General features: G+C 66.4%; 24 protein-coding genes. 18 read left to right on the forward strand and 6 right to left on the reverse strand.

Features of this window, described 5'->3' with window-relative positions:
* Positions 1-21: 21 nt before the first annotated feature.
* Positions 22-996 carry a LysR family transcriptional regulator gene (locus WI26_RS19095; protein ID WP_069226825.1) on the reverse strand — a complete coding sequence of 325 codons (975 nt, stop codon included), beginning with the start codon at positions 994-996 and terminating at the stop codon, positions 22-24.
* Positions 997-1,150: 154 nt separating this feature from the next.
* Between WI26_RS19095 and WI26_RS19100 the strand changes: the two genes are divergently transcribed.
* Together WI26_RS19100 and WI26_RS19105 are read left to right on the forward strand one after the other, a co-directional pair.
* Positions 1,151-2,557 carry an aspartate ammonia-lyase gene (locus WI26_RS19100; RefSeq protein ID WP_069226826.1) on the forward strand — a complete coding sequence of 469 codons (1,407 nt, stop codon included), beginning with the start codon at positions 1,151-1,153 and terminating at the stop codon, positions 2,555-2,557.
* A gap of 103 nt (positions 2,558-2,660) precedes the next feature.
* A complete protein-coding gene (locus WI26_RS19105; protein ID WP_069226827.1) occupies positions 2,661-4,166 on the forward strand; it encodes an amino acid permease in 1,506 nt (501 codons plus the stop codon).
* Positions 4,167-4,199: 33 nt separating this feature from the next.
* Here the strand turns inward: WI26_RS19105 and WI26_RS19110 are convergent, their stop codons facing one another.
* Together WI26_RS19110 and WI26_RS32295 are read right to left on the reverse strand one after the other, a co-directional pair.
* The gene (locus WI26_RS19110) at positions 4,200-4,889 is read right to left on the reverse strand and encodes an alpha/beta hydrolase (protein ID WP_069226828.1); all 690 of its coding nucleotides are present in this window, start codon (positions 4,887-4,889) and stop codon (positions 4,200-4,202) included.
* Positions 4,890-5,116: 227 nt separating this feature from the next.
* Complete coding sequence (locus WI26_RS32295) at positions 5,117-5,320, reverse strand: hypothetical protein (RefSeq protein WP_155624019.1); 204 nt, start codon at positions 5,318-5,320, stop codon at positions 5,117-5,119.
* A gap of 57 nt (positions 5,321-5,377) precedes the next feature.
* Here WI26_RS32295 and WI26_RS19115 point away from each other — a divergent pair, with 57 nt between their 5' ends.
* The 6 genes from WI26_RS19115 to WI26_RS19140 all read left to right on the forward strand — a co-directional run bounded on the left by WI26_RS19115 (position 5,378) and on the right by WI26_RS19140 (position 11,512).
* On the forward strand, positions 5,378-7,768 hold the full coding sequence (locus WI26_RS19115; protein ID WP_069226829.1) for an ATP-binding protein: 2,391 nt from the start codon (positions 5,378-5,380) through the stop codon (positions 7,766-7,768).
* A gap of 2 nt (positions 7,769-7,770) precedes the next feature.
* Positions 7,771-8,511 (forward strand): methyl-accepting chemotaxis protein, encoded by a 741-nt coding sequence (locus WI26_RS19120; protein WP_236849354.1) that lies wholly within the window; start codon positions 7,771-7,773, stop codon positions 8,509-8,511.
* Positions 8,508-9,092: a hypothetical protein gene (locus WI26_RS19125; protein ID WP_069226830.1), complete on the forward strand. Its 585-nt coding sequence runs from the start codon at positions 8,508-8,510 to the stop codon at positions 9,090-9,092. Before WI26_RS19120 ends, WI26_RS19125 begins: the two co-directional genes overlap by 4 nt.
* 22 nt (positions 9,093-9,114) lie before the next feature.
* Complete coding sequence (locus WI26_RS19130) at positions 9,115-10,083, forward strand: chemotaxis protein CheX (protein ID WP_059539545.1); 969 nt, start codon at positions 9,115-9,117, stop codon at positions 10,081-10,083.
* A gap of 36 nt (positions 10,084-10,119) precedes the next feature.
* Positions 10,120-10,485, forward strand: a complete 366-nt coding sequence (locus WI26_RS19135; protein WP_006765703.1) for a response regulator — start codon at positions 10,120-10,122, stop codon at positions 10,483-10,485.
* A 232-nt stretch (positions 10,486-10,717) separates the two neighbouring features.
* The gene (locus WI26_RS19140; protein ID WP_069226831.1) at positions 10,718-11,512 is read left to right on the forward strand and encodes an enoyl-CoA hydratase; all 795 of its coding nucleotides are present in this window, start codon (positions 10,718-10,720) and stop codon (positions 11,510-11,512) included.
* A gap of 141 nt (positions 11,513-11,653) precedes the next feature.
* Here the strand turns inward: WI26_RS19140 and alr are convergent, their stop codons facing one another.
* Positions 11,654-12,775 (reverse strand): alanine racemase, encoded by a 1,122-nt coding sequence (gene alr / locus WI26_RS19145; protein WP_069226832.1) that lies wholly within the window; start codon positions 12,773-12,775, stop codon positions 11,654-11,656.
* Between the two features lie 303 nt (positions 12,776-13,078).
* Between alr and WI26_RS19150 the strand changes: the two genes are divergently transcribed.
* From WI26_RS19150 to WI26_RS19190, 9 genes are all read left to right on the forward strand, one after another.
* A complete protein-coding gene (locus WI26_RS19150) occupies positions 13,079-13,450 on the forward strand; it encodes an MAPEG family protein (RefSeq protein WP_059466328.1) in 372 nt (123 codons plus the stop codon).
* Positions 13,451-13,876: 426 nt separating this feature from the next.
* The gene (glnH, locus tag WI26_RS19155; RefSeq protein ID WP_069226833.1) at positions 13,877-14,629 is read left to right on the forward strand and encodes a glutamine ABC transporter substrate-binding protein GlnH; all 753 of its coding nucleotides are present in this window, start codon (positions 13,877-13,879) and stop codon (positions 14,627-14,629) included.
* A gap of 67 nt (positions 14,630-14,696) precedes the next feature.
* Positions 14,697-15,353 carry a glutamine ABC transporter permease GlnP gene (gene glnP / locus WI26_RS19160; RefSeq protein WP_059466326.1) on the forward strand — a complete coding sequence of 219 codons (657 nt, stop codon included), beginning with the start codon at positions 14,697-14,699 and terminating at the stop codon, positions 15,351-15,353.
* Positions 15,350-16,078, forward strand: coding sequence for a glutamine ABC transporter ATP-binding protein GlnQ (glnQ, locus tag WI26_RS19165; RefSeq protein ID WP_014899691.1), 729 nt, complete (start codon positions 15,350-15,352; stop codon positions 16,076-16,078). Before glnP ends, glnQ begins: the two co-directional genes overlap by 4 nt.
* A 20-nt stretch (positions 16,079-16,098) precedes the next feature.
* Positions 16,099-17,148, forward strand: a complete 1,050-nt coding sequence (locus WI26_RS19170) for a C45 family autoproteolytic acyltransferase/hydolase (protein WP_069226834.1) — start codon at positions 16,099-16,101, stop codon at positions 17,146-17,148.
* Positions 17,149-17,163: 15 nt separating this feature from the next.
* The gene (locus WI26_RS19175; protein WP_069226835.1) at positions 17,164-18,498 is read left to right on the forward strand and encodes an aspartate aminotransferase family protein; all 1,335 of its coding nucleotides are present in this window, start codon (positions 17,164-17,166) and stop codon (positions 18,496-18,498) included.
* Between the two features lie 30 nt (positions 18,499-18,528).
* A complete protein-coding gene (locus tag WI26_RS19180; RefSeq protein WP_069226836.1) occupies positions 18,529-19,083 on the forward strand; it encodes a carboxymuconolactone decarboxylase family protein in 555 nt (184 codons plus the stop codon).
* Positions 19,084-19,292: 209 nt separating this feature from the next.
* A complete protein-coding gene (lpxO, locus tag WI26_RS19185; protein WP_059466322.1) occupies positions 19,293-20,192 on the forward strand; it encodes a lipid A hydroxylase LpxO in 900 nt (299 codons plus the stop codon).
* A gap of 169 nt (positions 20,193-20,361) precedes the next feature.
* Positions 20,362-21,183: an extensin gene (locus WI26_RS19190; protein ID WP_069226837.1), complete on the forward strand. Its 822-nt coding sequence runs from the start codon at positions 20,362-20,364 to the stop codon at positions 21,181-21,183.
* Positions 21,184-21,298: 115 nt separating this feature from the next.
* On the opposite strand, the gene ahpF is transcribed toward WI26_RS19190, so the two are convergent.
* Together ahpF and ahpC are read right to left on the reverse strand one after the other, a co-directional pair.
* Positions 21,299-22,897 carry an alkyl hydroperoxide reductase subunit F gene (gene ahpF / locus WI26_RS19195; protein ID WP_069226838.1) on the reverse strand — a complete coding sequence of 533 codons (1,599 nt, stop codon included), beginning with the start codon at positions 22,895-22,897 and terminating at the stop codon, positions 21,299-21,301.
* 125 nt (positions 22,898-23,022) lie between these two features.
* Positions 23,023-23,586, reverse strand: coding sequence for an alkyl hydroperoxide reductase subunit C (ahpC, locus tag WI26_RS19200; protein WP_006488685.1), 564 nt, complete (start codon positions 23,584-23,586; stop codon positions 23,023-23,025).
* A gap of 202 nt (positions 23,587-23,788) precedes the next feature.
* Between ahpC and WI26_RS33065 the strand changes: the two genes are divergently transcribed.
* Complete coding sequence (locus WI26_RS33065) at positions 23,789-23,962, forward strand: hypothetical protein (protein ID WP_236849355.1); 174 nt, start codon at positions 23,789-23,791, stop codon at positions 23,960-23,962.
* The last annotated feature ends 45 nt before the right edge of the window (positions 23,963-24,007 follow it).

Genomic DNA, 24,007 nt, shown 5'->3' on the forward strand with positions numbered 1-24,007 from the left:
CGGCCGGCGCGACGGCAGCCGCTACGCGCTTGCGTCGCGAATCTTCGTCAGCTCGACTTCGGACAGCTCGCCGATGTGGGCGAGATGCTCCGCGAGGAAGTCCTTCAGCACGCGCAGCTTCGCCGAGCTGCGCCGGTTCGCCAGGTACGCGATGTAGATGTAGTCGCCGGTGAGCTTGTTCTGCAGCCGGTAGCGCGGCAGCACGGCTTCGAGCCGGCCGCTCGCGAGCAGGTCGCGCACCAGCCAGATCTCGAATTCGGCGATGCCGAGCCCCGCGCAGGTCGCGTCCAGCAGCAGTTCCGAATGATCGGTGACGAGGTTGCCGGCCGGCAGCACGCTATGCCGCGCGTCGCCGCGCACGAACTCCCAGCGCGGATCGCCCTCGGGGTGCACGTAGCGCAGGCAGTTGTGATGCTGCAGATCGTCCGGCGTCACGGGGCGCCCGCAGCGGTCGAGATAGCCGGGCGTCGCGCACAGGATGCTGTCGTTGCGCGACAGCCGATGCACGACCAGGTTATCCAGGTAGTTCTCGCCTTCGTGAATGTCGAGGTCGAAGCCGCCGGCGACGAGGTCGTTGTGATTGTCGGTGAGCCGCACGTCGAGCTGGATCGTCGGGTAGCGCGCGAGAAACGGCGCGATCAGCGGCGCGAGGTGACGGCGGCCGAACGCGACCGGCGCGGTGAGCTTCAGCGGGCCGCTCGGCTGCGAATTGAGCTCGGCGACGACGCGCAACGTGTCGTCGAGATCGGCGATCAACGTGACCGCGCGTTCCAGATAGATGTGGCCCGCCTCGGTCAGCGTCACGCTGTGCGTCGAGCGATGCAACAGCGCGACGCCGAGGGCGTCCTCGATTGCCGTGATCTTGCGCGCGACGGTCGACGTCGACACGTGCATCTCCTTCGCGACCGCGGAAAAGCTCCCCATTTCGACGACCCGCACGAACGCGCGCATCGCGCCGAGGTGATCGATGCCGGTGTCTCTCGCCATTGTTTTCATCCGTCTCTCGCTGTTGCGTCACACGCAAAACCGCTTTCGATAATACAGAAGCGAGGTTCGTTATGCAAAGGCATAGAATGCGATCCCGTCGCACGGGGAAGCGGTGAATGCAGCCGGTTTCCCGCGGCGGCAGAGACAATCCAGGAGGGGCACCATGACGGAAAACGGCTTCCGCATCGAGGCGGATCTTTTAGGGAAACGAAGCATTCCGGATTCGGCGTACTACGGCGTCCATACGTTGCGCGCGAAGGAAAACTTCGATATTTCGGGGCGCACGATCGCTTCGTTGCCGTACCTTGTCATGGCGCTCGCGGCGGTGAAGGAAGCCGCTGCCGATGCGAACTGCGAGCTCGGGCTGTTGCCGCACGCGTATCGCGACGCGATCGCCGCCGCCTGTGTCGAGATCCGCGAAGGCCGGCTGCACGATCAGTTCGTGGTCGACATCATCCAGGGCGGGGCCGGCACGTCGACCAACATGAACGCCAACGAGGTGATCTGCAATCGCGCGCTCGAAATCATGGGACATGCACGCGGGCAGTACGAATACCTGCATCCCAACGAGCACGTCAATCTCGCGCAGAGCACGAACGACGTCTATCCGACCGCGATCCGGATCGCAACCTGCTTCGCCGTCGAGCATCTGCTCGACGCGATGGCGCGCCTGCGCGATGCGTTCGCGGAGCGGGCCGACGCGTTCTCCGATCTGTTGAAACTCGGCCGCACGCAGTTGCAGGACGCCGTGCCGATGACGCTCGGCCAGGAATTCTCGACCTACGCGGTGATGGTGACGGAAGACATCGCGCGCCTGCAGGAAGCCGGCTTGCTGATGCGCGAGATCAATCTCGGCGCGACCGCGATCGGCACCGGCATCACCGCGCATCCGCAATACGCGCAGAAGGCGCTGGCCGCGCTGCGCCGCATCACCGGCCTGGACCTGAGCACCGCGCCGAACCTGATCGAAGCGACGCAGGACTGCGGCGCGTTCGTGCAGGTCTCCGGCGTGCTGAAGCGGATCGCGGTCAAGCTGTCGAAGATCTGCAACGACCTGCGGCTGCTGTCGAGCGGCCCGCGCGCCGGCTTCGGCGAGATCAACCTGCCGCCCGTGCAGGCCGGCTCGTCGATCATGCCGGGCAAGGTCAACCCGGTGATTCCGGAAGTCGTGAACCAGGTCGCTTTCGAAGTATTCGGCAACGACCTCACCGTGACGTTCGCCGCCGAGGCCGGCCAGCTTCAGCTCAACGCGTTCGAGCCGGTGATCGCGAGCGCGCTGTTCCGCAGCTTCGGCCATCTGACCGCCGCCTGCACGACGCTTGCGGACCGCTGCGTGAGCGGCATCACCGCGAACCCCGAGCGGTTGCGCGAAACGATGGAGCGGTCGGTCGCGCTCGCGACCGCGCTGAACCCGTACATCGGCTACAAGCGCGCGACCGCCGTGGCCGCCGAGGCGCACGCGAGCGGCAAGTCGATCCGCGAAATCGTGCTCGATCGCCAGCTGATGACCGCCGCGCAACTGGACGAAGCGCTGCTGCCCGAAGCGCTGATCCGTCCGCGCGCGTACTGATTCCGGCCGCGCGACGCCGGCGCATGCCGCCGGCGGCCCGTGCGCGGCCGTTCCCGCAGCGCCCTGTCGATGGGCGCGACACATCAAGAAACGGAGACACACCATGAAGCACGCCAGCGAGCGCGCGGCCGGCACGGCCGGCGGCGCGGACCCCCGTCATGCCGACCGGGACGCGATGTTCGCGTCGCACGAAACCGGCTACGAGAAACAGTTGAAGCCGCGACACGTGCAGATGATCGCGATGGGCGGAGCGATCGGCACCGGCCTCTTTCTCGGCGCGGGCGGTCGCCTGCAGAGCGCGGGGCCTGCGCTCGCGGTCGTGTATCTCGTGTGCGGCGCATTCGCCTTCCTGATCATGCGCGCGCTCGGCGAGCTCGTGATGCATCGACCGACCAGCGGCTCGTTCGTGTCATACGCACGCGAGTTCATGGGCGAGCGCGCGTCGTTCGTCGCGGGCTGGATGTACTACCTGAACTGGGCCACCACCGGCATCGTCGACATCACGGCGGTCGCGATCTACATGAAGTACTGGGCCGTGTTCACGGACGTGCCGCAGTGGGTGTTCGCGCTCGGCGCGCTGGGGATCGTGTCGGTGATGAACATGATCGGCGTGAAGGTGTTCGGCGAGATGGAGTTCTGGTTCTCGATCGTCAAGGTGGGGACGCTCGCGTTGTTCCTCGCGGTCGGCGCCGTGTTTCTCGCGAGCGGCCATCCGGTCGCGGGGCAGATGCCGGGGCTGCACCTGATCGCGGATCACGGCGGGATCTTCCCGCACGGAATCCTGCCGGCCGTGCTGATCGTGCAGGGCGTCGTGTTCGCGTACGCGAGCATCGAGCTCGTCGGCGTCGCGGCGGGCGAGACCGCCGATGCGCGCAAGGTGCTGCCGAAGGCGATCAACAGCGTGATGTGGCGCATTGCGCTGTTCTATGTCGGCTCGGTCGTGCTGTTGACGATGCTGCTGCCGTGGACCGCGTACAGCGCGCACGAAAGCCCGTTCGTCACGTTCTTCAGCAAGCTCGGCGTGCCGTACGTCGGCACGGTGATGAATGTCGTGGTGCTGACCGCCGCGCTGTCGAGCCTGAACTCCGGCCTCTATTCGACCGGGCGCGTGCTGCGTTCGCTGGCGATGGGCGGCTCGGCGCCGCGCTTCGTGTCGCGGATGAACGCGCGCGGCGTGCCGTACGGCGGGATCCTCGTCACGGTCGCGGTCAATGCGATCGGCGTGCCGCTGAACTACATCGTTCCGGCGCAGGCGTTCGAGATCGTGCTGAACATGGCGTCGCTCGGGATCATCACGACCTGGGGCTTCATCGTGATGTGCCAGATCCTGTTCCGCCGCGCAGTCAATCGCGGCGAGCTGAGCCCGGTGTCGTTCCGGATGCCCGGCGCGCCGTTCACGTCGTGGCTGACGCTCGGGTTTCTCGTCAGCGTGCTGGTGATGATGGCGTTCGATTACCCGGGCGGCACGTGGACCGTCGGGATGATCCCGGTCGTCGTGCTCGCGCTCGTGGTCGGCTGGAAGCTCGCGAAGCGCGGTGCCGCGCAGGAAGCTGCTGCCGCCGCCACTGCCGCTGCGCCGATCGGCGCCGATCCGGCGAGCAACGTCTGACGATACGCACGGGCGGGTCGACCGCCCGTGCGCTCAGTTCAATCCTGAGCGTGCACCGACCCAGCGGCAGAAGTCGCCGGCCATCTCGGCCGTGAGTTCGTGGCCGGCGTCGTAGAGGTGCGTGTCGTGCGCGACGCCGAGCGCCGTCAGCTTCGCGTCGGCGGTTTCGGCCCACGCAACCGGCAGCTTGTCGTCGAAGCGGCCGTGCATCACCAGCGCATGCGACACGGTCAATGCGTCGCGCGGCGCGATCAGCGGATCGATCTCAGGCAGGATGCGCCCGCACAGCACCGCGAACGCGGCGACATCGGCCGGCGACGTAAGCGCGACGCTCGCGCTCATGATGCCGCCCTGGCTGAAGCCGGCGATTACGGTGGGCAGTGCGGCGTGTTCGTGGTCGAAGCCGCGGGCGCGCAACGCGCGCAGCAGTGCGATCAGCTGCACGCGGCTCGCGTCGGCGCGGGCCGCATCGATTTCCGGGCCGTTCGGACCGAAGCGCACTGGAAACCAGGCGTGCTGGCCGGGGCCGAACGTCAGCGGGCCGCGCACGAACGCGATTTCGATGCGCGGGTCGATCGTGCCTGCCAGATTCAGCAGATTGGTTTCGTTGCCGCCGACGCCGTGCAGCAGCAACAGGCGGCCCGCGGGGCGGCCGGCGGCCGGGCGCAACCGGTAGTGGAGGCCGGATTCGGAGTCGGTGGTCAGCGGCAGGACGTCGGTCATTGCAAGGGTCCGGTGGGGAAGTGATCCGACAGTCTAGAACGCGCGGAAGGGAAGGTGAATCGCCGGACGGCGATTGATTGTTTCCTGGCGCGAATGAATCGTCGGCCATTCACCCGTATCGGCCGGCGCAGGGATCGGACCGCGCGGCAGAAGGTGCACAACCGATTCGATTCGCAGATAATGCGCAAACGTTTTACCGGAATTCGGTCGGATTTAATTACCGGATCTTAAATAAAAGAATGAATATCCGGATTGGATTTATCGAGACCGGCGGCTAGACCCGTCGAGCCGTTCAGGCCGGCAGTTAACGGCCGATCCGAGAAAAACTTTAGTATTTTCTCGCTGCAATTGACCATTGCGATTTTCTCAACGATCGATTGATTTTCAGTCATCGGACGGTCATACAGCATCCCCGATAATTCGGCGCTCACATTCTTTCAATAGACCAAAGGGCGATCGAAGCCGGATCGCTGCGGGGAGCTGTACTCATGACCATCCGTCATCGCATTACGCTGCTAGTCGTCCTGACGTTTTTCGCGCTTTCCGCGATCGGCGCATACGCCGTGTACCAGACGCGCAAGAGCGCGTCCGAGGTGCGTCAGGTTACCCAGGGAATCGTGCCAAGCGCGCTCGCGTCGGCGGACGTCGTCGCCGACGTGAAGAACATCCAGATCGCGACGATGACGCTGGTGTATGCGCCCGACGCGAACACCGCCGCGCAGGCGCGCGACGAGCTGAAGGCGAAGCAGGGCGCGCTGCGCGCGGCGCTCGACGCCCAGGCCAAATCGGCGGTCGGCCGTGCGCAGGAAGGCCTGGTCGCGCAGGCGAAGGACAGCGCTGCCAACTACTTCGCCGCGATCGACGACACCGTGAAGATGAAGACCGACGGCAAGCCCGAGATGGCGCAGGCGTTCCTGTTCGCGAACGTCGCGCAGTATCGCGACGAACTCGAAGGCATCGTCGACACGTTGCGCATCGAGAAGAACCGTCAGAAGGACGATGCGATCCGCGCGCTGAACGGCATGCTCGCGACGACGGCCACCGCGATCGCGGGCGTGGCGGGCACGGTGGTCGTGCTGTTGACCGCGCTCGGCTTCGTGCTGTATCGCCAGATCACGCGTCCGCTGATCGGGATGCAGACGGCGATGAGCGAGATCGCGACGAGCCAGGATTTCACGCGCCGCGTGCCGGTGGGCCGCATGGACGAGATCGGTCATTCGATCGTCGCGTTCAACGGGATGATCGAGAAGATCCAGAAGAATGCCGCGCAACTGAAGCAGAAGACGGCGGACATCCAGGCCATGCTGCAGAACATGCAGCAAGGGATCCTGACGGTCGTCGAAGGCGGCGTCGTGCATGCGGAGTATTCGGCTTACCTCGAGACCATCTTCGAGACCGGCGACATCGCCGGCCGCGACCTGATGGCGCTCGTGTTCGACGATTCGAGCATCGGCTCCGACGCGCGCTCGCAGGTCGAAGCGGCCGTGCATGCATGCCTCGGCGAGGACAGCATGAACTTCGCGTTCAACGAACATCTGCTCGTCAACGAAGTCGCCAAGCGGATGCCGGACGGCCGCGAGAAATGGCTCGACCTGAGCTGGTCGGCGATCACCGACGAGACCGACACGGTCGTGCGGCTGATGCTGTGTGTGCGCGATGTGACCGAGATCCGCGAGCTGACCGCGCAGGCCGGCGAGCAGCAGCGCCGCCTCGAGATGATCGGCGAGATCCTGTCGATCAGCCAGGACAAGTTCCACGACTTCGTGCACAGCGCGAAGGGTTTCCTCAGCGAGAACGAGCGCATGATCCGCCAGCACGAACGCGCCGATCATTCGATCGTCGCCGCGCTGTTCCGCAACATGCACACGATCAAGGGCAACGCGCGCACGTACAGCCTGCAGCACCTGACCAACATCGTGCACGAGGCGGAGCAGGCGTACGAATCGCTGCGCCGCGCGGACGGCGGCCCCGAGTGGAACCGAGACGCACTGATGGACGATCTGGCCCGCGTGCGCGAGGCGGTCGACCACTACGCGACGATCAACGCGGTCACGCTCGGCCGACATGGCGAGGCGGCGCAGCACGGCGGCACCGACTACCTGATGGTCGAGCGCGCGCATATCAGCGAGAGCCTGCGCATGCTCGACGGCGCCGATCCGGCGAACGCGGGCGACTGGCACGCGGCACGCGATTCGGTGCGTCGCCTGCTGAGCCAGTTCGGCACGCAGGGCATCGGCGATGCGTTGGGCGGCGTGATCGAATCGCTGCCGTCGCTCGCGGCCGAGCTCGGCAAGCCGGCTCCCATCGTGCATATCGACAGCAACGGCCACCGCGTGCGCAGCGAGATCGGCGCGACGCTGAAGAACGTGTTCATGCACCTGCTGCGCAACGCGGTCGATCACGGGATCGAAACATCGGAAGAGCGTCGCGCGGCCGGCAAGGCGCCGGCGGGCAAGATCGACATCGCGGTCGACGTCGAGGACGACGCACTGCGCTTCGTGCTCGGCGACGACGGCCGCGGCCTCGCGCTCGACCGGATTCGCGGGATCGCGCGCGAGCGCGGCTGGATCGACGCCGGCAACGAAGCCGCGCTGACCGACGAAGCGGTGGCCGAGCTAATCTTTCGCCCCGGCTTCTCCACCGCCCGTGCGGTGACCGAAGTGTCCGGGCGCGGCGTCGGGATGGACGCCGTGCGCAACTTCCTGAAGCGCGACGGCGGCGACATCGCGCTGCGCTTCACCGACGATCGCGTCGGCGCGTCGTATCGCGCGTTCGAGACGATCGTGTCGCTGCCGGCGCGATTCGCGGCGGACGGCGCGGCCCGCGACGCCGGGCACCCGGCAGGCGCCGGCATCGCGAACGTCGACGTGGCGGAGTGATCGTGCAGGCATGGATGATCCCGGTCGGCGCCGCGCTGGCGGGCGGCGCGTTGGTCGCAGCGGTTGCCGCGATCGTGTGTCGCATCGCGCGAGTACGGCTGATTGCGGCACTGACACGCGAAGCCGAGGCGTTGCGCGCCGCGCTCGGCGCGGCCGATGCGCGGGCCGATGAAGCCGTTGCCGCCCACGCCGAAGCGGCGCAGGCGTGGGCACGCCGCGAAGCGGAGCTCGAGGACGCGCTGGCGCGCGAGGCGGCCGGCACCGGCGAGCAGCGCGACGCGCTGCAGGCGCTCGCGGCCGAGCGCACCGCGCTGTCTCAGCATGCGACGAAGCTCGCCGGCGAAGCCGCGCGGCTGCGCGGGCTGGCCGGCACGTTCGAGCGCTGGCACGAGCAGATGATCTCGCTGACCACGCAGAACCAGGACATGCGCACGAAGAACCAGGAGCTGTCGGCGATCGTCGCGCACGTGTCGATCGTGTCGCTGAACGCGTCGATCGAGGCCGCGCGCGCGGGCACGGCCGGGCGCGGCTTCTCGATCGTCGCGAGCGAGGTGCGCGGACTTGCCGCGCGCTCGCAGCAACTGTCGAACAGCTATCGGGACAGCCTGAATCGCAACGATCTCGTGACGGCCGCGACGTTCCAGGACATCCAGGCCGGCGGCAAGATGATCACGGCCGCGCTGGCGACGGTCGAGACGCTCGCCGGGCAGCTGCATGCGCGACTCGAGGGGGCGGCGGCGTGATCAGTGCGCAGGCTCGGGCCGGTTTCGAGCGGATCTTCTTCGATGCGGCGCGCACACGGCTCGCGTCCGGCGGCGCGTGCGAGATCCGGGCGGCCGCCGTCGATGCGCACGACGCGTCGCACGACCCGTCACGCATGAAGTCGCGCGCGATGCCAAAGGTGCCCGAGCACGTCGCGGTGCTGACGATCTCGGCACTGCATTTCCGGTTGCTGCTCGCGCTGCGCTTTCGCGACGACGAACCGACGCGCCGTCATTTCACCGCGGCAGCGCCTGGCGCGAGCGCGCAGCGGCCGCTGCCCGAGGCGTTCATGGAAGTCGCGAACCTGTGCTGCGGCGCGATCAACCAGGCGCTGACCGCACCGTTCCCCGATCTGGGGATGTCGACGCCTTACCTGTTGAGCGGCGCGAGCGTCGACTACCTGCCTGCGCTGAACCCCGATCACGTGTCCGCCTACGACGTCACGCTCGACGGCGACGTGCGGATCGGCGCGACGCTGTGCGTGTGCGCGAACGCGCCGGTCGATTTCCACGTGCCGGAAGCGGCGAGCGTGGATACGGGCGGCGAGCTCGAACTGTTTTGACCGATTGCGAGGATTCCGCGAGATGACCCTGGACCAACCCGTCAGCAAGGTGCTCGTGCTGGACGACAGCCGCGCGCATGCGGCGACGATCAAGCGCTTCTGCGACGAGCACAACCTGGTCGGCCTGACCGTGCGGCGCAACCGGCTGCTGAAGGTGCTGCGCTCGAACATCGATCTCGGCGCCATCCTGCTCGCCGAGGACTACGGCGGCTCGCCGGAAGAAAGCGCGATCATCGCGACGCAGATCGATGCGCTGCGGCCCGAGTTGCCGATCATCCTGCGCCGCATGTCGAATGCGGGGAACGCATCGCGCGACGGGCTGCCCGATGCGCTCGCACGCGTCGCGTGCGCGGCCTACGTCGCCGACGACCTGGCTCCGCTCAAGCGCGCGATCGACGAATACCTGTTCGGCCGCGATTACCCGAATGCGCTCGTGCGCGGCATCGCGGAGATCACCGAGGCGCGGCTCGACAGCCTGTTTCCGGGCCTCGCGATCGAGCGCGATACGCCGTGCATCGTGCGCGACCAGATCATCTTCGGCGAGGTGTTCAGCCTGATCGCGCTGGAGAGCGCATGGTGCCGCGGCTACATGCTGCTGCAGACGAGCGAGCAGCCGTTGCTCGACATGATCGGCGGCACGCGCGGCGAAGGCCGCGCGCCCGATTTCCGCGACGTGAACAGCGTACTCGGCGAGCTGACCAACCTCGTGTGGGGCGCGTTCAAGAACCGTTATCTCGGCGACGCCGAGGCACTCGCTCGCCATCCGGTGCAGGTGCCGCTCGTCGTCAATCACAAGCAGAAGTTCATTTCGTTCGGCGGCGACTGTCCGCAGCTCTGTTTCAAGTACCGGATGACCGACCCCGCGTCGGGGCGGTCGGTGCGGCTCGATCAGCGTTTCGTGTTCAGCCTGAGCTGGTCGCCGGAGGATTTCCGCGAATCCGTGCAGGACGTGGGGCCGATGGTCGAGTCGGGTGAACTCGAACTGTTTTGAATGTTGAAGTCAGCAACAAGGAAAGGGGAAGACGGCATGGCAAAGATTCTGGTGGTCGATGATTCGGGCACGGTGCGTGACGAGGTCGCGGGTTTCCTGCGCAATCACGGGCTCGACGTCGCGACGGCGGTGGACGGCAAGGACGGGCTCGCGAAGCTCAAGGCCACGCCCGGCGTGCGGCTCGTGATCAGCGATGTGAACATGCCCAACATGGACGGCCTGACGATGGTCGAAAAGATCCGCGGCGAGCTGGCGAATACGTCGGTGAACGTCGTGATGCTGACGACCGAAAGCAGCCCGGCGATGAAGGAGCGTGGCAAGGCCGCCGGCGTGAAGGGCTGGATCGTGAAGCCGTTCAAGGGCGACGCGGTGCTCGACGCGCTGAAGAAGCTGGCGGGCTGAACGAGCACGCGTGCGATGCATCGCCGTCGGGCGGCGATCGACGGGCAGTCGGCGTAGTCTTCGCTTCGCGGTGTGGCGGCGTGCGGGACGGCTTCGCCGGCCGGCCTGTCGGCCATGCTGGACGCCGCGCGCGATGTGGAGGACGATTCGTGATCATGTCGATCGCGAATCCGGGTGCGTGCCGCCCGTGCTACCGGTTCGCGACCGATCGAACCCCGTCGAGCGGAGCATCATGGAATCCCGTCACGAGACACCCGAGCCGATCCTGTTGCGCGACGTGCGCGACGGCGTCGTCACACTGCGGCTGAACCGGCCGCAACAGTTCAACGCGTTGTCGGAGGCGATGCTGTCGAGCCTGCAGGACGCGTTCGATTCGCTGGCCGCCGATCCGCATGTGCGCTGCGTCGTGCTGGCCGCCGAGGGCAAGGCGTTCTGCGCGGGCCACGACCTGCGCCAGATGCGCGCCAAACCCGAACTCGATTACTACCGCGCGCTGTTCGCGCAATGCAGCCGCGTGATGCTCGCAATGCGCGCACTGCCGGTGCCGGTGATCGCACGCGTGCACGGCATCGCGACGGCGGCCGGCTGCCAGCTCGTCGCCGCGTGCGATCTCGCCGTCGCAGCCGACAGCGCGCGCTTCGCGGTATCCGGAATCAACGTCGGGCTGTTCTGTTCGACGCCTGCCGTCGCATTGAGCCGCAACGTGTCGTCGAAGCGCGCATTCGACATGCTCGTCACAGGGCGTTTCATCGATGCGGCGACGGCTGCCGCCTGGGGGCTCGTCAACGAGGCCGTGCCCGAGGATGCGCTCGACGCGGCCGTCGCGCGCAGGGTCGCGGAGATCGTCGCGAAAAGCCCGGCAGCCGTGCGCTACGGCAAGCAGATGTTCTACCGGCAGCGCGAACTGCCGCTCGACGACGCGTACGCGTTTGCGGGCGACGTGATGGCGCGCAACATGATGGAAGAGGACGCAGGCGAGGGGATCGATGCGTTCCTGGAGAAGCGCGAGCCGGTGTGGCGCTCGTAGCGTGGCGGCGTGCGGGGCGACCGCGCAAGCGGCCTTTGCACGTTGCAAAGGCCGGCGGGCCGTTTGTAAAGCGGCCCACCAGCTGATCCGTATGCGCGGTGCGCTGCGACAGCAAGTGTGCCGCCGCATCCGCGCCGGGCATCAACGCCCGTAGCTGCCGGTGCGCAGCGCCGGCTGCACCATCGACGCACCGGGCGGCACGGTCACGACCGGCACGCGGCGCGCGAGTGCGCACATCAGCTCGTAGCCGATCGTGCCGCTGGCTTCAGCGACGTCGTCGACCTTCACCTGATCGCCCCACAGCTCGACACTCGAGCCGATGTCCGCGTTCGGGCACGGCGTGAGGTCGACGGTCAGCATGTCCATCGACACGCGGCCGACGACGCGCGTCATCACGCCGTCCACCGCGATCGGCGTGCCGGTCGGCGCGTGGCGAGGATAACCGTCCGCATAGCCGCATGCGACGACGCCGATGCGCATCGGCTGGTCGGCCGTGAAGCGGCGGCCGTAACCGACCGTTTCCCCCGGCGCGAGCGTCTGCACGCCGATGATCTTGCTCGTCAGCGTCATCGCGGCCATCAGCGGCGTGTCGGCGATGTGCCGCGACGCGCCGGTCGGTGATGCGCCATACAGGATCGTGCCGGGCCGCACCCAGTCGCGATGCGCGCGCGGATGCCACAGCACGGCCGCGGAATTCGATGCCGAGCGCTCGCCCGGAATCCCGGCCGTGGCCGCATCGAACTGCTCGAGCTGCCAGTCGACTTCGCCTTCGTCGGCATTCGCGAAATGCATCATCAGCGTGATCTTGCCGATCGACGGCGCGGCCGCCGCGCGTTCCCACGCGGCGCGGAATGCGTCGGGCCGGTAGCCGAGCCGGTTCATCCCGGAGTTCATCTTTAGCTGGATGTCGATCGGCTGCCGCGGCTTCGCGGCGATCAGCAGGTCGAGTTGCGCGTCGCAGTGCACGGCAACCGTCAGCCGGTGGCGATCGGCCAGTTCGACGTCGGCCGGCTCGAAGATCCCTTCGAGCAGCAGCACCGGCTTGTCCCAGCCGAGCTCCCGCACGCGCACGGCTTCGTCGAGATCGAGCAGCGCGATGCCGTCGGCCGCCGCGAGGCCCGGATAGATGTGCTCGATCCCATGGCCGTACGCGTTGGCCTTGACCACGGCCCACACGCGCGATTGCGCCGCGGTGCGGCGGATGAAGTCGAGGTTGTGGCGGACGGCGTCGGGGCGGATATGGGCGACGATGGGACGGGGCATGAGCGGGCTCGGGTCGAAAGTCGTTCGGCGCGCGCGGCGGCGCGGCGCGGGTGAGCAGGCTGGCGCGGCAACACGCCGAGCCAGTGTTGAGCGCTATCTTATTGGTGTTCGACCAGTTTTAATTAACGTATTTGTCGACGATTTGGTGGAATTTTTGGTGTCGGCGCGATACCGCCACCGCCTCCGGCAGCCTGCCTGGCCGAGTCTCCCGTCTAGAAAACCGGTGCGCGAACAGCGCGACGCAATGCTAAGCTCTGCGCGACCCTGTCATTGATCAATGTAATCATAAAGGAGGAGATTTTGATGACGACGTCCCAGATTTGCCTGTTCATCGTGGCGCTGTTGCCGTTTCCGATGACGTTCCTGGCCAAGGCCCGCAAGGGCTACGACAACCACGCGCCGCGCGAGTACCTCGCGAGACTCGAAGGCTGGCGGGCGCGGGCGCAGGCCGCGCACCAGAATGCGTGGGAAGCGCTGGCGCTGTTTACGGCCGCATTGGTCGTCGCATGGCACAACGGCGCGAATGCGCACCACGTCGACCAGCTCGCGATGGCTTTCGTCGCGATTCGCGTCGTCTATGCGCTGATGTACCTGCTGAACTGGGCGTCGCTGCGCTCGCTCGTGTGGTTCGCGGGGATGGCGTGCGTCGTCGCGTTGTTCTTCGCCGCGCCCTGACGAGAGGATGAATCGGCGCCCGCGCGGCCTTCGAGCGCGGGTTCGCTACGCACCGCCCGCGTGACCGCATTGGATGCGGGCACAACGATCTTCGCGCGCGGGCCACTCCGGCGCTACCTCCGCCCCGCTGCGGTGGGTGCGCCGCGCTTTCCCCGGTTCCACGCCATTGCATCCTCGCCGCGCGGCGCGATCGCGCCACGGACATTCCCGCTGCATCCTCCTTTCCTCCGATCAATCCCACCCGTGCGGCTCGGGTTTGTCTCGATGCACTTTCCTGTTGAGCATTTTTTTGTTGTCGTAGTATCGGTGTTGACAACACTTGTTGCACTAATGTTTAATTCAACATCGCATGTTGCGGTGCGGCTTGATGTCGTCGTTCCCCGGCCAGCCGGCCGGTTACATCGCTCAACCATGCGGAGAAAAGTCATGAGTCGCCGTTCCTTCCTGAAAGCCGTCGCGGTCGTTGCCGCGCTCGGCGCCAGCATCGCGCACGCGGATACCAGGACGCTCGTCGTCGGGACCGATACGTCGTTCATGCCGTTCGAGTTCAAGCAGGGCGACAAGTATGTCGGCTTCGATCTGGACCTGTGGGCGGAGATCGCGAAGGACCAGGGCTGGAAATACACGATCCAGCCAATGGATTTCGCGGGCCTGATCCCGGCGCTGCAGACGCAGAACATCGACGTCGCGCTGTCGGGGATGACCATCAAGGAAGAGAGGAAGAAGGCGATCGACTTCTCCGCGCCGTACTACGACAGCGGGCTCGCGGCGATGGTGCAGACGGACAACGCGACGATCAAGTCGATTGACGACCTGAACGGCAAGGTGATCGCCGCGAAGACGGGCACCGCGACGATCGACTGGATCAAGGCGCACCTGAAGCCGAAGGAGATCCGCCAGTTCCCGAACATCGACCAGGCCTATCTCGCGCTTGAGGCCGGCCGCGTCGACGCGGCGATGCACGACACGCCGAACGTGCTGTTCTTCGTGAACAACGAGGGCAAGGGCAAGGTGAAGGTCGCGGGCCAGCCGGTCAGCGGCGACAAGTACGGGATCGGCTTTCCGAAGGGCAGTGCGCTCGTGCCGAAGGTCAACGCATCGCTCGTGAAGATCCGGGTCGACGGCCGCTACGCGCAGATCTACAAGAAGTGGTTCGGCGCAGAGCCGCCGAAGATGTGAGCGTGACGGCACAACATGGCGCGGCCCGCGTGGCCGCGCCGGTCTCGAATCGGACGGGGAGCGATACGTGAATTTCGATTGGTCGGCGATCTGGGCGGCGTTGCCGGACCTGATGGACGGGGTCCGGTTGACGGTGTTCATTGCATTTTTCGGGCTGGCGGGCGGATTTGTCGTCGGGATGATCGCGGGTATGTTCCGCGCATACGGACCGAAGGCAATGAACGTACTCGCACAGGTTTATATTGAATTGATTCGCGGCACGCCGATCGTCGTGCAGGTGATGTTCCTGTACTTCGCGTTGCCGCTGCTCGCGCATATCCGGATCGACGGTCTGACGGCCGCGATCATCGCGATCACGGTGAATTCGGGCGCGTATCTTGCGGAAGTGGTGCGCGGCGCGTTGCTGTCGATTCCGAAGGGGCTGACGGAGGCGGGGCTCGCGATGGGCCTGTCGATGCCGCGCGTGCTGCTGAAGGTGGTCGGGCCGCTCGCGTTCCGGCGCCTGATTCCGCCGCTCGGCAACCAGTGCATCGTGAGCCTCAAGGACACGTCGCTGTTCATCGTGATCGGTGTCGGCGAACTGACGCGCAAGGGGCAGGAAATCATTGCCGGCAATTTCCAGGCGGTCGAAATCTGGACCGCGGTGGCTGTCATCTACCTGATGCTGACCGGCGCGATGACGATGACGCTTCGGCTCGTCGAAAAGAGGATGCGGATCTTATGAGCATGATCGAATTCCAGAACGTGTCGAAGAGCTTCGGCCATGTGCCGGTGCTGAAGCATATCGACCTGAAGATCGATGCGGGCGAGGTGGTCGTTGTGATCGGTCCGTCGGGCTCGGGCAAGTCGACGATGTTGCGCTGTATCAACGCGCTCGAGAAAATCACGGGCGGCGAGTTGCTGGTCGACGGCCAGAGTGTGCGCGGCAACGCGTCGACGATCCGCAACATCCGGCTCGAAGCCGGCATGGTGTTCCAGCAGTTCAACCTGTTTCCGCAAATGACCGCGCTCGAGAACGTGATGTTCGGGCCGATCCAGGTACGCGGCGCGTCGCGCGCCGACGCGCGCGACCAGGCGATGGCGCTGCTCGACAAGGTCGGCCTCGAATCGCGCGCGAATCATTACCCATCGGAACTGTCGGGCGGCCAGCAGCAGCGCGTCGCGATCGCACGCGCGCTCGCGATCCGGCCGCGGCTGATGCTGTTCGACGAACCGACGTCGGCGCTCGATCCGGAATTGCGTCACGAAGTGCTGAAAGTGATGCAGGATCTCGCGACCGAAGGGATGACGATGATCGTCGTCACGCACGAGATCGGCTTCGCGAAGCGGGTCGGCACGCGATTGCTGTTCATGGATCAGGGCGGCATCGCGGAAGATGGCCATCCGGTCGATCTGATCGACCGCCCGCCGACACCGCGCCTGAAGGAATTCCTGAAACACGTGTCCTGAACGAAACCGAATCATCCGACATGCCGCTTTCCCTCTCTCCCGTCATCGCCGGCACGCCGTTCGACATCGGCGTGCGCCTCGGCGAGCTTGCCCGCCCCGTGTTCGACGCGTACATGCAGCAGAGCGGCGCATGGCAGGCCGTGCGCCGCTGGCGCGGCCATCCGTTCGTCGCCGCGCTGCGGCAGGCCGCGCTGGCCGCGTACCCCGATCTCGTCGCGGAACTGGACGGGATAGCGGCGGGCATCGGCTGGCCGGCCGAGGACATCTTCCTGTGGAACTGCCGTGGCGAACTGATCCATAACGCGCCGGACGGCTGCACGACGCTCGCCGGGCGCGACGCGCACGGCACGCGCTGGATCGCGCACAACGAGGATGGCGATCCGTACCTGCGCGAGCGCTGCCTGCTGGTCGACGTTCAGCCGCAGCGCAAGCCGGGCTTCATCAGTTTCTATTACCCGGGCTCGCTGCCCGGGCATACGTTCGCCGCGAACCGCGCGGGCATCGCGCAGGCGATCAACAACCTGCGCATCCGCACGCCGGCGCCCGGCGTGCCGCGGATGATTCTCGCGCGCGCCGTGCTCGACGCGACGTCGCTCGATGCGGCCGCCGGCGTGCTGCGCACGCATGCGCGCGCGAGCGGCTTTCACCACACGCTCGGCGCGACCGGCGATGCGCGGCTCCTCAGCATCGAGGCGAGCGTCGCGCGCTGCTCGGTCGTCGAAGTTGCGCGTCTGACCGGTCACGCGAATCATCTCGTGCATCCGGGATGCGAGAGCGAAGCGCAGATCGTCACGCAATCGTCCGGCGACCGACAGCGGCGCGTCGACGTGCTGACGCCGGACATCCAAGCGATCGACGCCGCCGCGCTGCTGCGCGTGCTCGGCGATCGCGCACCCGAAGGGTTGCCGATCCATCGCGACGATCCGGCCGACCCCGACGACGAAAACACGCTGGCGACCGCCGTGTTCGCGATTCGCGACACCGCGATCGACTTCATCATTCACCAGCACGGCACGCAGCGCTTCGCGACGCGCATCGTGCCGTCCGTGCCCGCGCCTGGCGCGTCCTGATCCATGAGGCAACGCATGACGACCGTTTTTCATCGCGCTCCGCGCGCCACCTTGCCCGTCGCCGTCGCGGGCGACGGCATCGAGATCATCGATTCGACCGGCAAACGCTATATCGACGCGTGCGGGGGCGCGGCCGTGTCGTGCCTCGGCCACAGCAACCAGCGCGTGATCGACGCGATCAAGCGGCAGGTACAGCAACTGCCGTACGCACATACGTCGTTCTTCACGACGGACGTGGCCGAGGAACTGGCCGACCGGCTTGTCGAGGCCGCGCCGGCCGGTCTCGAACACGTGTATTTCGTATCGGGCGGATCCGAGGCGATCGAAGCCGCGTTGAAGCTCGCGCGCCAGTATTTCGTCGAGAAGGGCGAGCCGCAGCGCCGCCATTTCATCGCCCGTCGCCAGAGCTATCACGGCAACACGCTCGGCGCGCTCGCGATCGGCGGCAACGCATGGCGGCGCGAGCCGTTCCTGCCGTTGCTGATCGAAGCGCACCATGTGAGCCCGTGCTATGCATATCGCGACCAGCAGGCGGGTGAAACCGACGAAGCCTATGCGCAGCGTCTGGCTGACGAGCTGGAGCAGAAGATCGTCGGACTCGGTGCGGAAAACGTCGCGGCATTCGTCGCGGAAACGGTGGTCGGTGCGACGGCCGGCGCGGTGCCGCCGGTGCGCACCTACCTGAAGAAGATTCGCGCGGTGTGCGACAAGTACGGCGTGTTGCTGATTCTCGACGAAATCATGTCGGGGATGGGGCGCACCGGTTACCTGTTCGCGTGCGACGAAGACGGCGTCGCGCCCGACCTGCTGACGATCGCGAAAGGGCTCGGCGCAGGGTACCAGCCGATCGGCGCGACGCTGGTGAGCGATCGGATCTACCGGACGATCGTCGACGGCTCAGGCTTCTTCCAGCACGGCCACACGTATCTCGGTCATGCAACGGCCTGCGCGGCCGCGCTCGAAGTGCAGCGCGTGATCGCCGAAGAGAAGCTGCTCGACAACGTGAAGGCGCGCGGCGAGCAGCTGCGTGCGACGCTGCGCGATCAATACGGTACCCATCCGCATGTCGGCGACGTGCGCGGCCGCGGGCTGTTCGTCGGCGTCGAACTGGTGCGCGATCGCGACAGCAAGGCGACGTTCGATCCCGCGCTGAAGCTGCATGCGGCGGTCAAGCGCGAGGCGATGCAGCGCGGCCTGATGGTGTATCCGATGGGCGGCACGATCGACGGCGTGCACGGCGATCACATCCTGATCGCACCGCCGTTCGTCTGCACCGCGCAGCAGATCGACACGATCGTCGAACGGCTGTCCGGCGCGATCGATGCGGCGCTCGCACCGGCCGGCGCGTGACCTGATCCCCGACCTTATCGAATCCCCACCATGACCGACAGACTGCCTCCTTTCGACGCCGCATCGGCCACCGACGAGCAGAAGGCCGTGCTCGCCGACATTCTCAGCGGCCCGCGCGGCAACCTGAACGGCCCGTTCCTCGGCTGGATCGCGAGTCCCGAGCTCGCGCAGCATGCGCAGCGGCTCGGCGCGTTCTGCCGCTATCGCACGGGTCTGCCGCTGCGCCTGTCGGAGCTCGCGATTCTCGTGACGGCCGCACGCTGGCGCTCGCAGGCCGAGTGGCACATCCATCATCCGATCGCGCTCGATGCAGGTGTGCCGGCCGCGACGGCCGACGCGATCCGCCGTGGCGTCGCGCCGGCGTTCGAATCAGACGACGATGCGCTGATCCATGCGTTCGCGACCGAGTTGTACGACACGCGGCGGGTGAGCGATGCGACATTCGCGCGCGCGCAGGCGCGCTTCGGCCACGAGACCGTCGTGAACCTCGTCGCGCTGCTCGGCTACTACGCGCTCGTGGCGATGACGCTCAACACGTTCGGTATGCGCGCGGACGGACAAACTGATTTACCGTTTCCGGAATAATCGCCGCTTGCGCGTGCATCGGCAGCGTGCGGCGCGCGCGTTCCGATTGCGTCGGAAACCCCGTCTGCAAGGGCTTTTCGGTGTTTCGGAACAGGTCGAGCGGTATCCTCGCCGCGTTTTGCGCACGCGCATCGCACGGCCTGCGCTTCAGCGCAGAAAATTTTCCCCGTATCTAGAATTCCGTAAAACAACTTACGGGGGAAATATCGATGCGCTGGGTCCTGTTGTTCGTGTTCGTTGCGTGTGTCGTGCATACGCACCGGCGCGGCAAGGTACGACACAGGTTGTTCAGGCAACTATCGGACCACTCGACCTTCACCGCGCCGCTGAACTGCTTTTCCTACGCGTTCTCAGCGGTGCCGACCACGCCGTTTCTCGACACGCGGCACTTTCCCGAACTCGCGGTGCTGCAGCGCGAATGGCGGACTTTCCGCGATGAAGCGCTCGCGTTGCGCGATGCGAGCCGGATCAAGGCGTCTGGCGAATACAACGACATTGGCTTCAATTCGTTCTTTCGCAATGGCTGGAAGCGCTTCTATCTGAAGTGGTATGACGCGCCGCATCCGTCGGCACAGGCGTTGTGTCCGCGGACGGTCGAGATCCTGTCGCGGATTCCGTCGATCAAGGCGGCGATGTTCGCGCAGCTTCCGCCGGGCGGCAAGCTCGGGCTGCATCGCGATCCGTATGCGGGCTCGCTGCGCTACCACCTCGGGCTCGATACGCCGAATGACGACGCGTGCCGGATCGTCGTCGACGGCGAGTCGTATGCATGGCGCGACGGCGAGGCCGTGATGTTCGACGAGACCTACCTGCACTGGGCCGAAAACCGCACGGGGCACGATCGTGTGATCCTGTTCTGCGACATCGATCGGCCGATGAAATATCGCTGGGCGCAACGCATCAACGACGCGTTCGGGCAATTGCTGATGCGCGCGGCCGCGTCGCCGAACGAAACGGGCGACCGCACGGGCGGGCTCAATCGTGCTTTCAAGTACCTGTATGCGATTCGCCGCGCAGGCAAGCGGCTGAAGGCGTGGAACCGTACGGTGTATTACGTCGTCAAGTGGGCGCTGTTCGGCGGCATTGCGATTGCGATCTTCTGCATCTGACGAAGGGCGGCAAGCGGTGTCAGAACCGTCTGACGATAGTGCGGCGCGGTGTTGCAAGCCGTCGGCATTCCGGGGTCGACATCAATGAAACCAATTGTATTCGTGCGGGATCAGCCGCGATCGCACGCGTATGATGGCTTGCTCACGTCGATAAGATCGGTGAGCAAGCATGACTAGTACCCGTAAGACATTGATGATCGCCGGCGGTCTGCTGGTTGCCGCAGCCGGCACCGGCTACGTGATGCTCCTGCGCGCGGATCACCGCGCGATCGCGGAGGCCGGTATCGGCGACTCCGCGGCACCCGCCGCCGTGACGGCGGCGAACGATGGCCACACCGCACAAGGCACGATTGCGCCGTCTGCGACGGTCGCCGCGCCTTCCGCGCATATGGACAAGGCCGTACCGCAACCAGCGGCCGTACGGCCGCCATCCGAGGCGTCTGCGCGTACGAGCGCGGCGTCGGCACCCGCTGCCGTCGCGCCGGTGGTCGCCGCCCAGGCGCCGCCCGCGAAACCGAGTGCGCCGCCGCCGACCGTCCACGTCGTGACGGTCGAGCCGGAGGATGCGACCCCGCCGAAGTCCCAGCCGGCTCCATCGGTCAAGGCGCCGGTACGGGCGGCGCAATCCGTGCAAACGGCGCCACCGGTCCAGATGGCGCAGGCTACCCGGCAGAGCCAGCCGGCGGAGCAGCCGACCAGGCGCGCGGCGCGCAAGCGCGACGGGCTCGAGCGGCACGCAGCCGCGGCACCGGCGGTGAAATCCGAAACGCCGGAAACCGCTGCACTCGTGCGGGAATCGGCAAAGCTCGATCCGTCGTTGCCGCCGCCGCGATACGTGGCCATACCGATGGCGATGCCGAGCACCGATCGGCAGCACGCGTCGACGGGCGCGAACCCGGTCGCCGCCGCGATGACCGATCAGCTCGTCAGGCAGTCGAGCAGCTTCAACGCAGCCACACCGGCGAACGCCGGCCCCGGCGCTGCTCAGTGAGCACGGCGCGGCCGCGCATGCGCGGCGCCCGCTCGACGCCGGATGAAAAAGGGCCCCGCACGCCGACCAGGGCATGCAGGGCCAAGAGAGACGAACCGGTGCGGTGCGTCGCGCGTTACGCGGCGATCGCTTCTTCGGCCTGCGGTGCCTCGGCGGCAGCCGGCATCGCGTCTTGCCGGATCAGGTGATCGAACGCGCCGAGCGACGCCTTCGCGCCTTCGCCGACCGCGATCACGATTTGCTTGAACGGCACCGTCGTCACGTCGCCGGCCGCAAACACGCCGGGTACCGATGTCGCTCCGCGCGCATCGACGACGATCTCGCCATGCTTCGACAGTTCGATCGTGCCCTTCAGCCATTCGGTGTTCGGCACGAGGCCGATCTGCACGAACACGCCTTCGAGATCGACGCGCTTCGTGTCGCCCGAACGCAGATCCTTGTAGACGAGCCCGTTCAGCTTGCTGCCGTCGCCGGTCAGCTCGGTCGTCTGCGCCTGCGTGATGATCGTCACGTTCGGCAGGCTGCGCAGCTTGCGCTGCAGCACTTCGTCCGCGCGCAGTTGCGCGCCGTATTCGATCAGCGTGACTTCCTTCACGATGCCGGCCAGGTCGATCGCCGCCTCGACGCCCGAGTTGCCGCCGCCGACCACCGCGACGCGCTTGCCTTTGAACAGCGGGCCATCGCAATGCGGGCAGTATGCGACACCGCGGTTGCGGTATTCGCGCTCGCCCGGCACGTTGATTTCGCGCCAGCGCGCGCCGGTCGCGAGGATGATCGTCTTCGCCTTCAGCACCGCGCCGTTCGCAAGGCGGATCTGGTGCACGTCGCCGGGAATCAGCGCGTCGGCCCGCTGCACGTCCATGATGTCGACGTCGTACTGCTTCACGTGCTGTTCGAGTGCCATGGCGAACTTTGGCCCTTCCGTTTCCTGCACCGACACGAAGTTCTCGATCGCCATCGTGTCGAGCACCTGGCCGCCGAAACGCTCGGCGACGACGCCCGTCGCGATTCCCTTGCGTGCCGAATAGATCGCGGCGGCAGCACCGGCCGGCCCGCCGCCGACGATCAGCGTGTCGAATACCGGCTTGTTCTCGAGCGACTTGGCGGCGCGGGCGCTGGCGCCCGTGTCGAGCTTCGCGAGAATTTCCTTCACGCTGCTGCGGCCCTGGCCGAACGATTCGCCGTTCAGGAACATCGTCGGCACGGCCATGATCTGTCGCGCCTCCACTTCGTTCTGGAACAATGCGCCGTCGATCGCGACGTGGCGGATGCGCGGGTTGATCAGCGACATCACGTTCAGCGCCTGCACGACTTCCGGGCAGTTCTGGCACGACAGCGAGAAATACGTCTCGAATGCGTAGTCGCCGTCGAGCGCGCGGATCTGTTCGATCACGTCGTCGTCGAGCTTGACCGGATGGCCGCCCGTCTGCAGCAGCGCGAGCACGAGCGACGTGAATTCATGGCCCATCGGAATGCCGGCGAAGCGGATGCCGGCCGGCTTGCCGGGTTCGCCGATCGAGAACGACGGCTTGCGCTCGGCGTCGTCGCGGCGTTCGGTCACGGTCACGCGCGACGTCAGCGACGCAATCTCGTTCAGCAGCGCAAGCAGTTCCTGCGATTTCGCGCTGTCGTCGAGCGACGCGACGAGTTCGATCGGGCGCGTGATCTTTTCGAGGTACGCTTTCAGTTGGTTCTTGAGATTGGCGTCGAGCATGGCGTTTCGGATTCCGTATTGATGATTCTGGTCGGGCACGTCGTGCCGGAGAAGGGCGCGGGCCGCACGAGGCGGCCCGCATTCGCGTGACGCGCGCGCCTCGTGCGAGGCGCGCGGCGAGATCGTCAGATCTTGCCGATCAGGTCGAGCGACGGGGTCAGCGTTTCCGCACCCGGCGTCCACTTGGCCGGGCACACTTCACCCGGGTGCGCCGCGATGTATTGCGCAGCCTGCACCTTGCGCAGCAGTTCGCCTGCGTCGCGGCCGATGCCGTTGTCATGGATTTCGCACAGCTTGATCTCGCCTTCCGGGTTGATCACGAACGTGCCGCGCAATGCCATCCCTTCTTCCTCGATCAGCACGTCGAAGTTGCGCGACAGCGTGAGCGTCGGGTCGCCGATCATCGGGTACTTGATCTTGCCGATCGTGTCCGACGTGTCGTGCCATGCCTTGTGCGTGAAGTGCGTGTCGGTCGACACGCCGTAGATTTCGACACCCAGCTTCTGGAATTCCGCATAGCGGTCGGCGAGGTCGCCCAGCTCGGTCGGGCAGACGAACGTGAAGTCGGCCGGGTAGAACACGACGACGGACCACTTGCCCTTGAAGTTCTCTTCGGACACGGGCACGAAATCGCCGTTGTGGTATGCGGTTGCCTTGAACGGTTTGATTTGGGTGTTGATGATCGGCATCTTGCGAGTTCCTTTGCTTGGGTGTTGATGAAGTGTTCCCAGTATCCGGGTTCACCCCCGGTTTGTGAAATTGCTTGTTTTAATCCGCGGCATCGGGAATTCCTATCTGTTTCCTGCTCCTGCCGCGGCGGGCCGTCCGGTCGGCCCGTGCGATTCGGGCCGGGTTTTTCGGCGGATTTCGGCCGGCCGGCGCTTCTGACACATGGGGCGTTCGGGAGAGTGCGGCGGCGGCGTCGCGCTGCTGAACCGCTGCGGCGTGGCCGCGCAGCGCGATGTCGGCCCGTGCATCGCGGCGCTGAAGGCGCGGAAGCTCGATGCCTCGGTGCGACGCGCGCGCTCGCGAAACTGGCGCGGCGGGACGTGGGCGTGGCGGTGATGGGCTGTACGGTAGTTCCGATCGCAGCGCGCACGTTGCGCAATA

The sequence above is a fragment of the Burkholderia diffusa genome, from assembly GCF_001718315.1.
GTDB classification, from domain to species: domain Bacteria; phylum Pseudomonadota; class Gammaproteobacteria; order Burkholderiales; family Burkholderiaceae; genus Burkholderia; species Burkholderia diffusa_B.

Coding starts and splice junctions, on each gene's coding strand:
- WI26_RS19095 (WP_069226825.1), bottom strand. CDS start 996: ATGAAAACAATGGCGAGAGACACCGGCATCGATCACCTCGGCGCGATG.
- WI26_RS19100 (WP_069226826.1), top strand. CDS start 1,151: ATGACGGAAAACGGCTTCCGCATCGAGGCGGATCTTTTAGGGAAACGA.
- WI26_RS19105 (WP_069226827.1), top strand. CDS start 2,661: ATGAAGCACGCCAGCGAGCGCGCGGCCGGCACGGCCGGCGGCGCGGAC.
- WI26_RS19110 (WP_069226828.1), bottom strand. CDS start 4,889: ATGACCGACGTCCTGCCGCTGACCACCGACTCCGAATCCGGCCTCCAC.
- WI26_RS19115 (WP_069226829.1), top strand. CDS start 5,378: ATGACCATCCGTCATCGCATTACGCTGCTAGTCGTCCTGACGTTTTTC.
- WI26_RS19130 (WP_059539545.1), top strand. CDS start 9,115: ATGACCCTGGACCAACCCGTCAGCAAGGTGCTCGTGCTGGACGACAGC.
- WI26_RS19135 (WP_006765703.1), top strand. CDS start 10,120: ATGGCAAAGATTCTGGTGGTCGATGATTCGGGCACGGTGCGTGACGAG.
- WI26_RS19140 (WP_069226831.1), top strand. CDS start 10,718: ATGGAATCCCGTCACGAGACACCCGAGCCGATCCTGTTGCGCGACGTG.
- alr (WP_069226832.1), bottom strand. CDS start 12,775: ATGCCCCGTCCCATCGTCGCCCATATCCGCCCCGACGCCGTCCGCCAC.
- WI26_RS19150 (WP_059466328.1), top strand. CDS start 13,079: ATGACGACGTCCCAGATTTGCCTGTTCATCGTGGCGCTGTTGCCGTTT.
- glnH (WP_069226833.1), top strand. CDS start 13,877: ATGAGTCGCCGTTCCTTCCTGAAAGCCGTCGCGGTCGTTGCCGCGCTC.
- glnQ (WP_014899691.1), top strand. CDS start 15,350: ATGAGCATGATCGAATTCCAGAACGTGTCGAAGAGCTTCGGCCATGTG.
- WI26_RS19170 (WP_069226834.1), top strand. CDS start 16,099: ATGCCGCTTTCCCTCTCTCCCGTCATCGCCGGCACGCCGTTCGACATC.
- WI26_RS19175 (WP_069226835.1), top strand. CDS start 17,164: ATGACGACCGTTTTTCATCGCGCTCCGCGCGCCACCTTGCCCGTCGCC.
- WI26_RS19180 (WP_069226836.1), top strand. CDS start 18,529: ATGACCGACAGACTGCCTCCTTTCGACGCCGCATCGGCCACCGACGAG.
- lpxO (WP_059466322.1), top strand. CDS start 19,293: ATGCGCTGGGTCCTGTTGTTCGTGTTCGTTGCGTGTGTCGTGCATACG.
- WI26_RS19190 (WP_069226837.1), top strand. CDS start 20,362: ATGACTAGTACCCGTAAGACATTGATGATCGCCGGCGGTCTGCTGGTT.
- ahpF (WP_069226838.1), bottom strand. CDS start 22,897: ATGCTCGACGCCAATCTCAAGAACCAACTGAAAGCGTACCTCGAAAAG.
- ahpC (WP_006488685.1), bottom strand. CDS start 23,586: ATGCCGATCATCAACACCCAAATCAAACCGTTCAAGGCAACCGCATAC.
- WI26_RS33065 (WP_236849355.1), top strand. CDS start 23,789: ATGGGGCGTTCGGGAGAGTGCGGCGGCGGCGTCGCGCTGCTGAACCGC.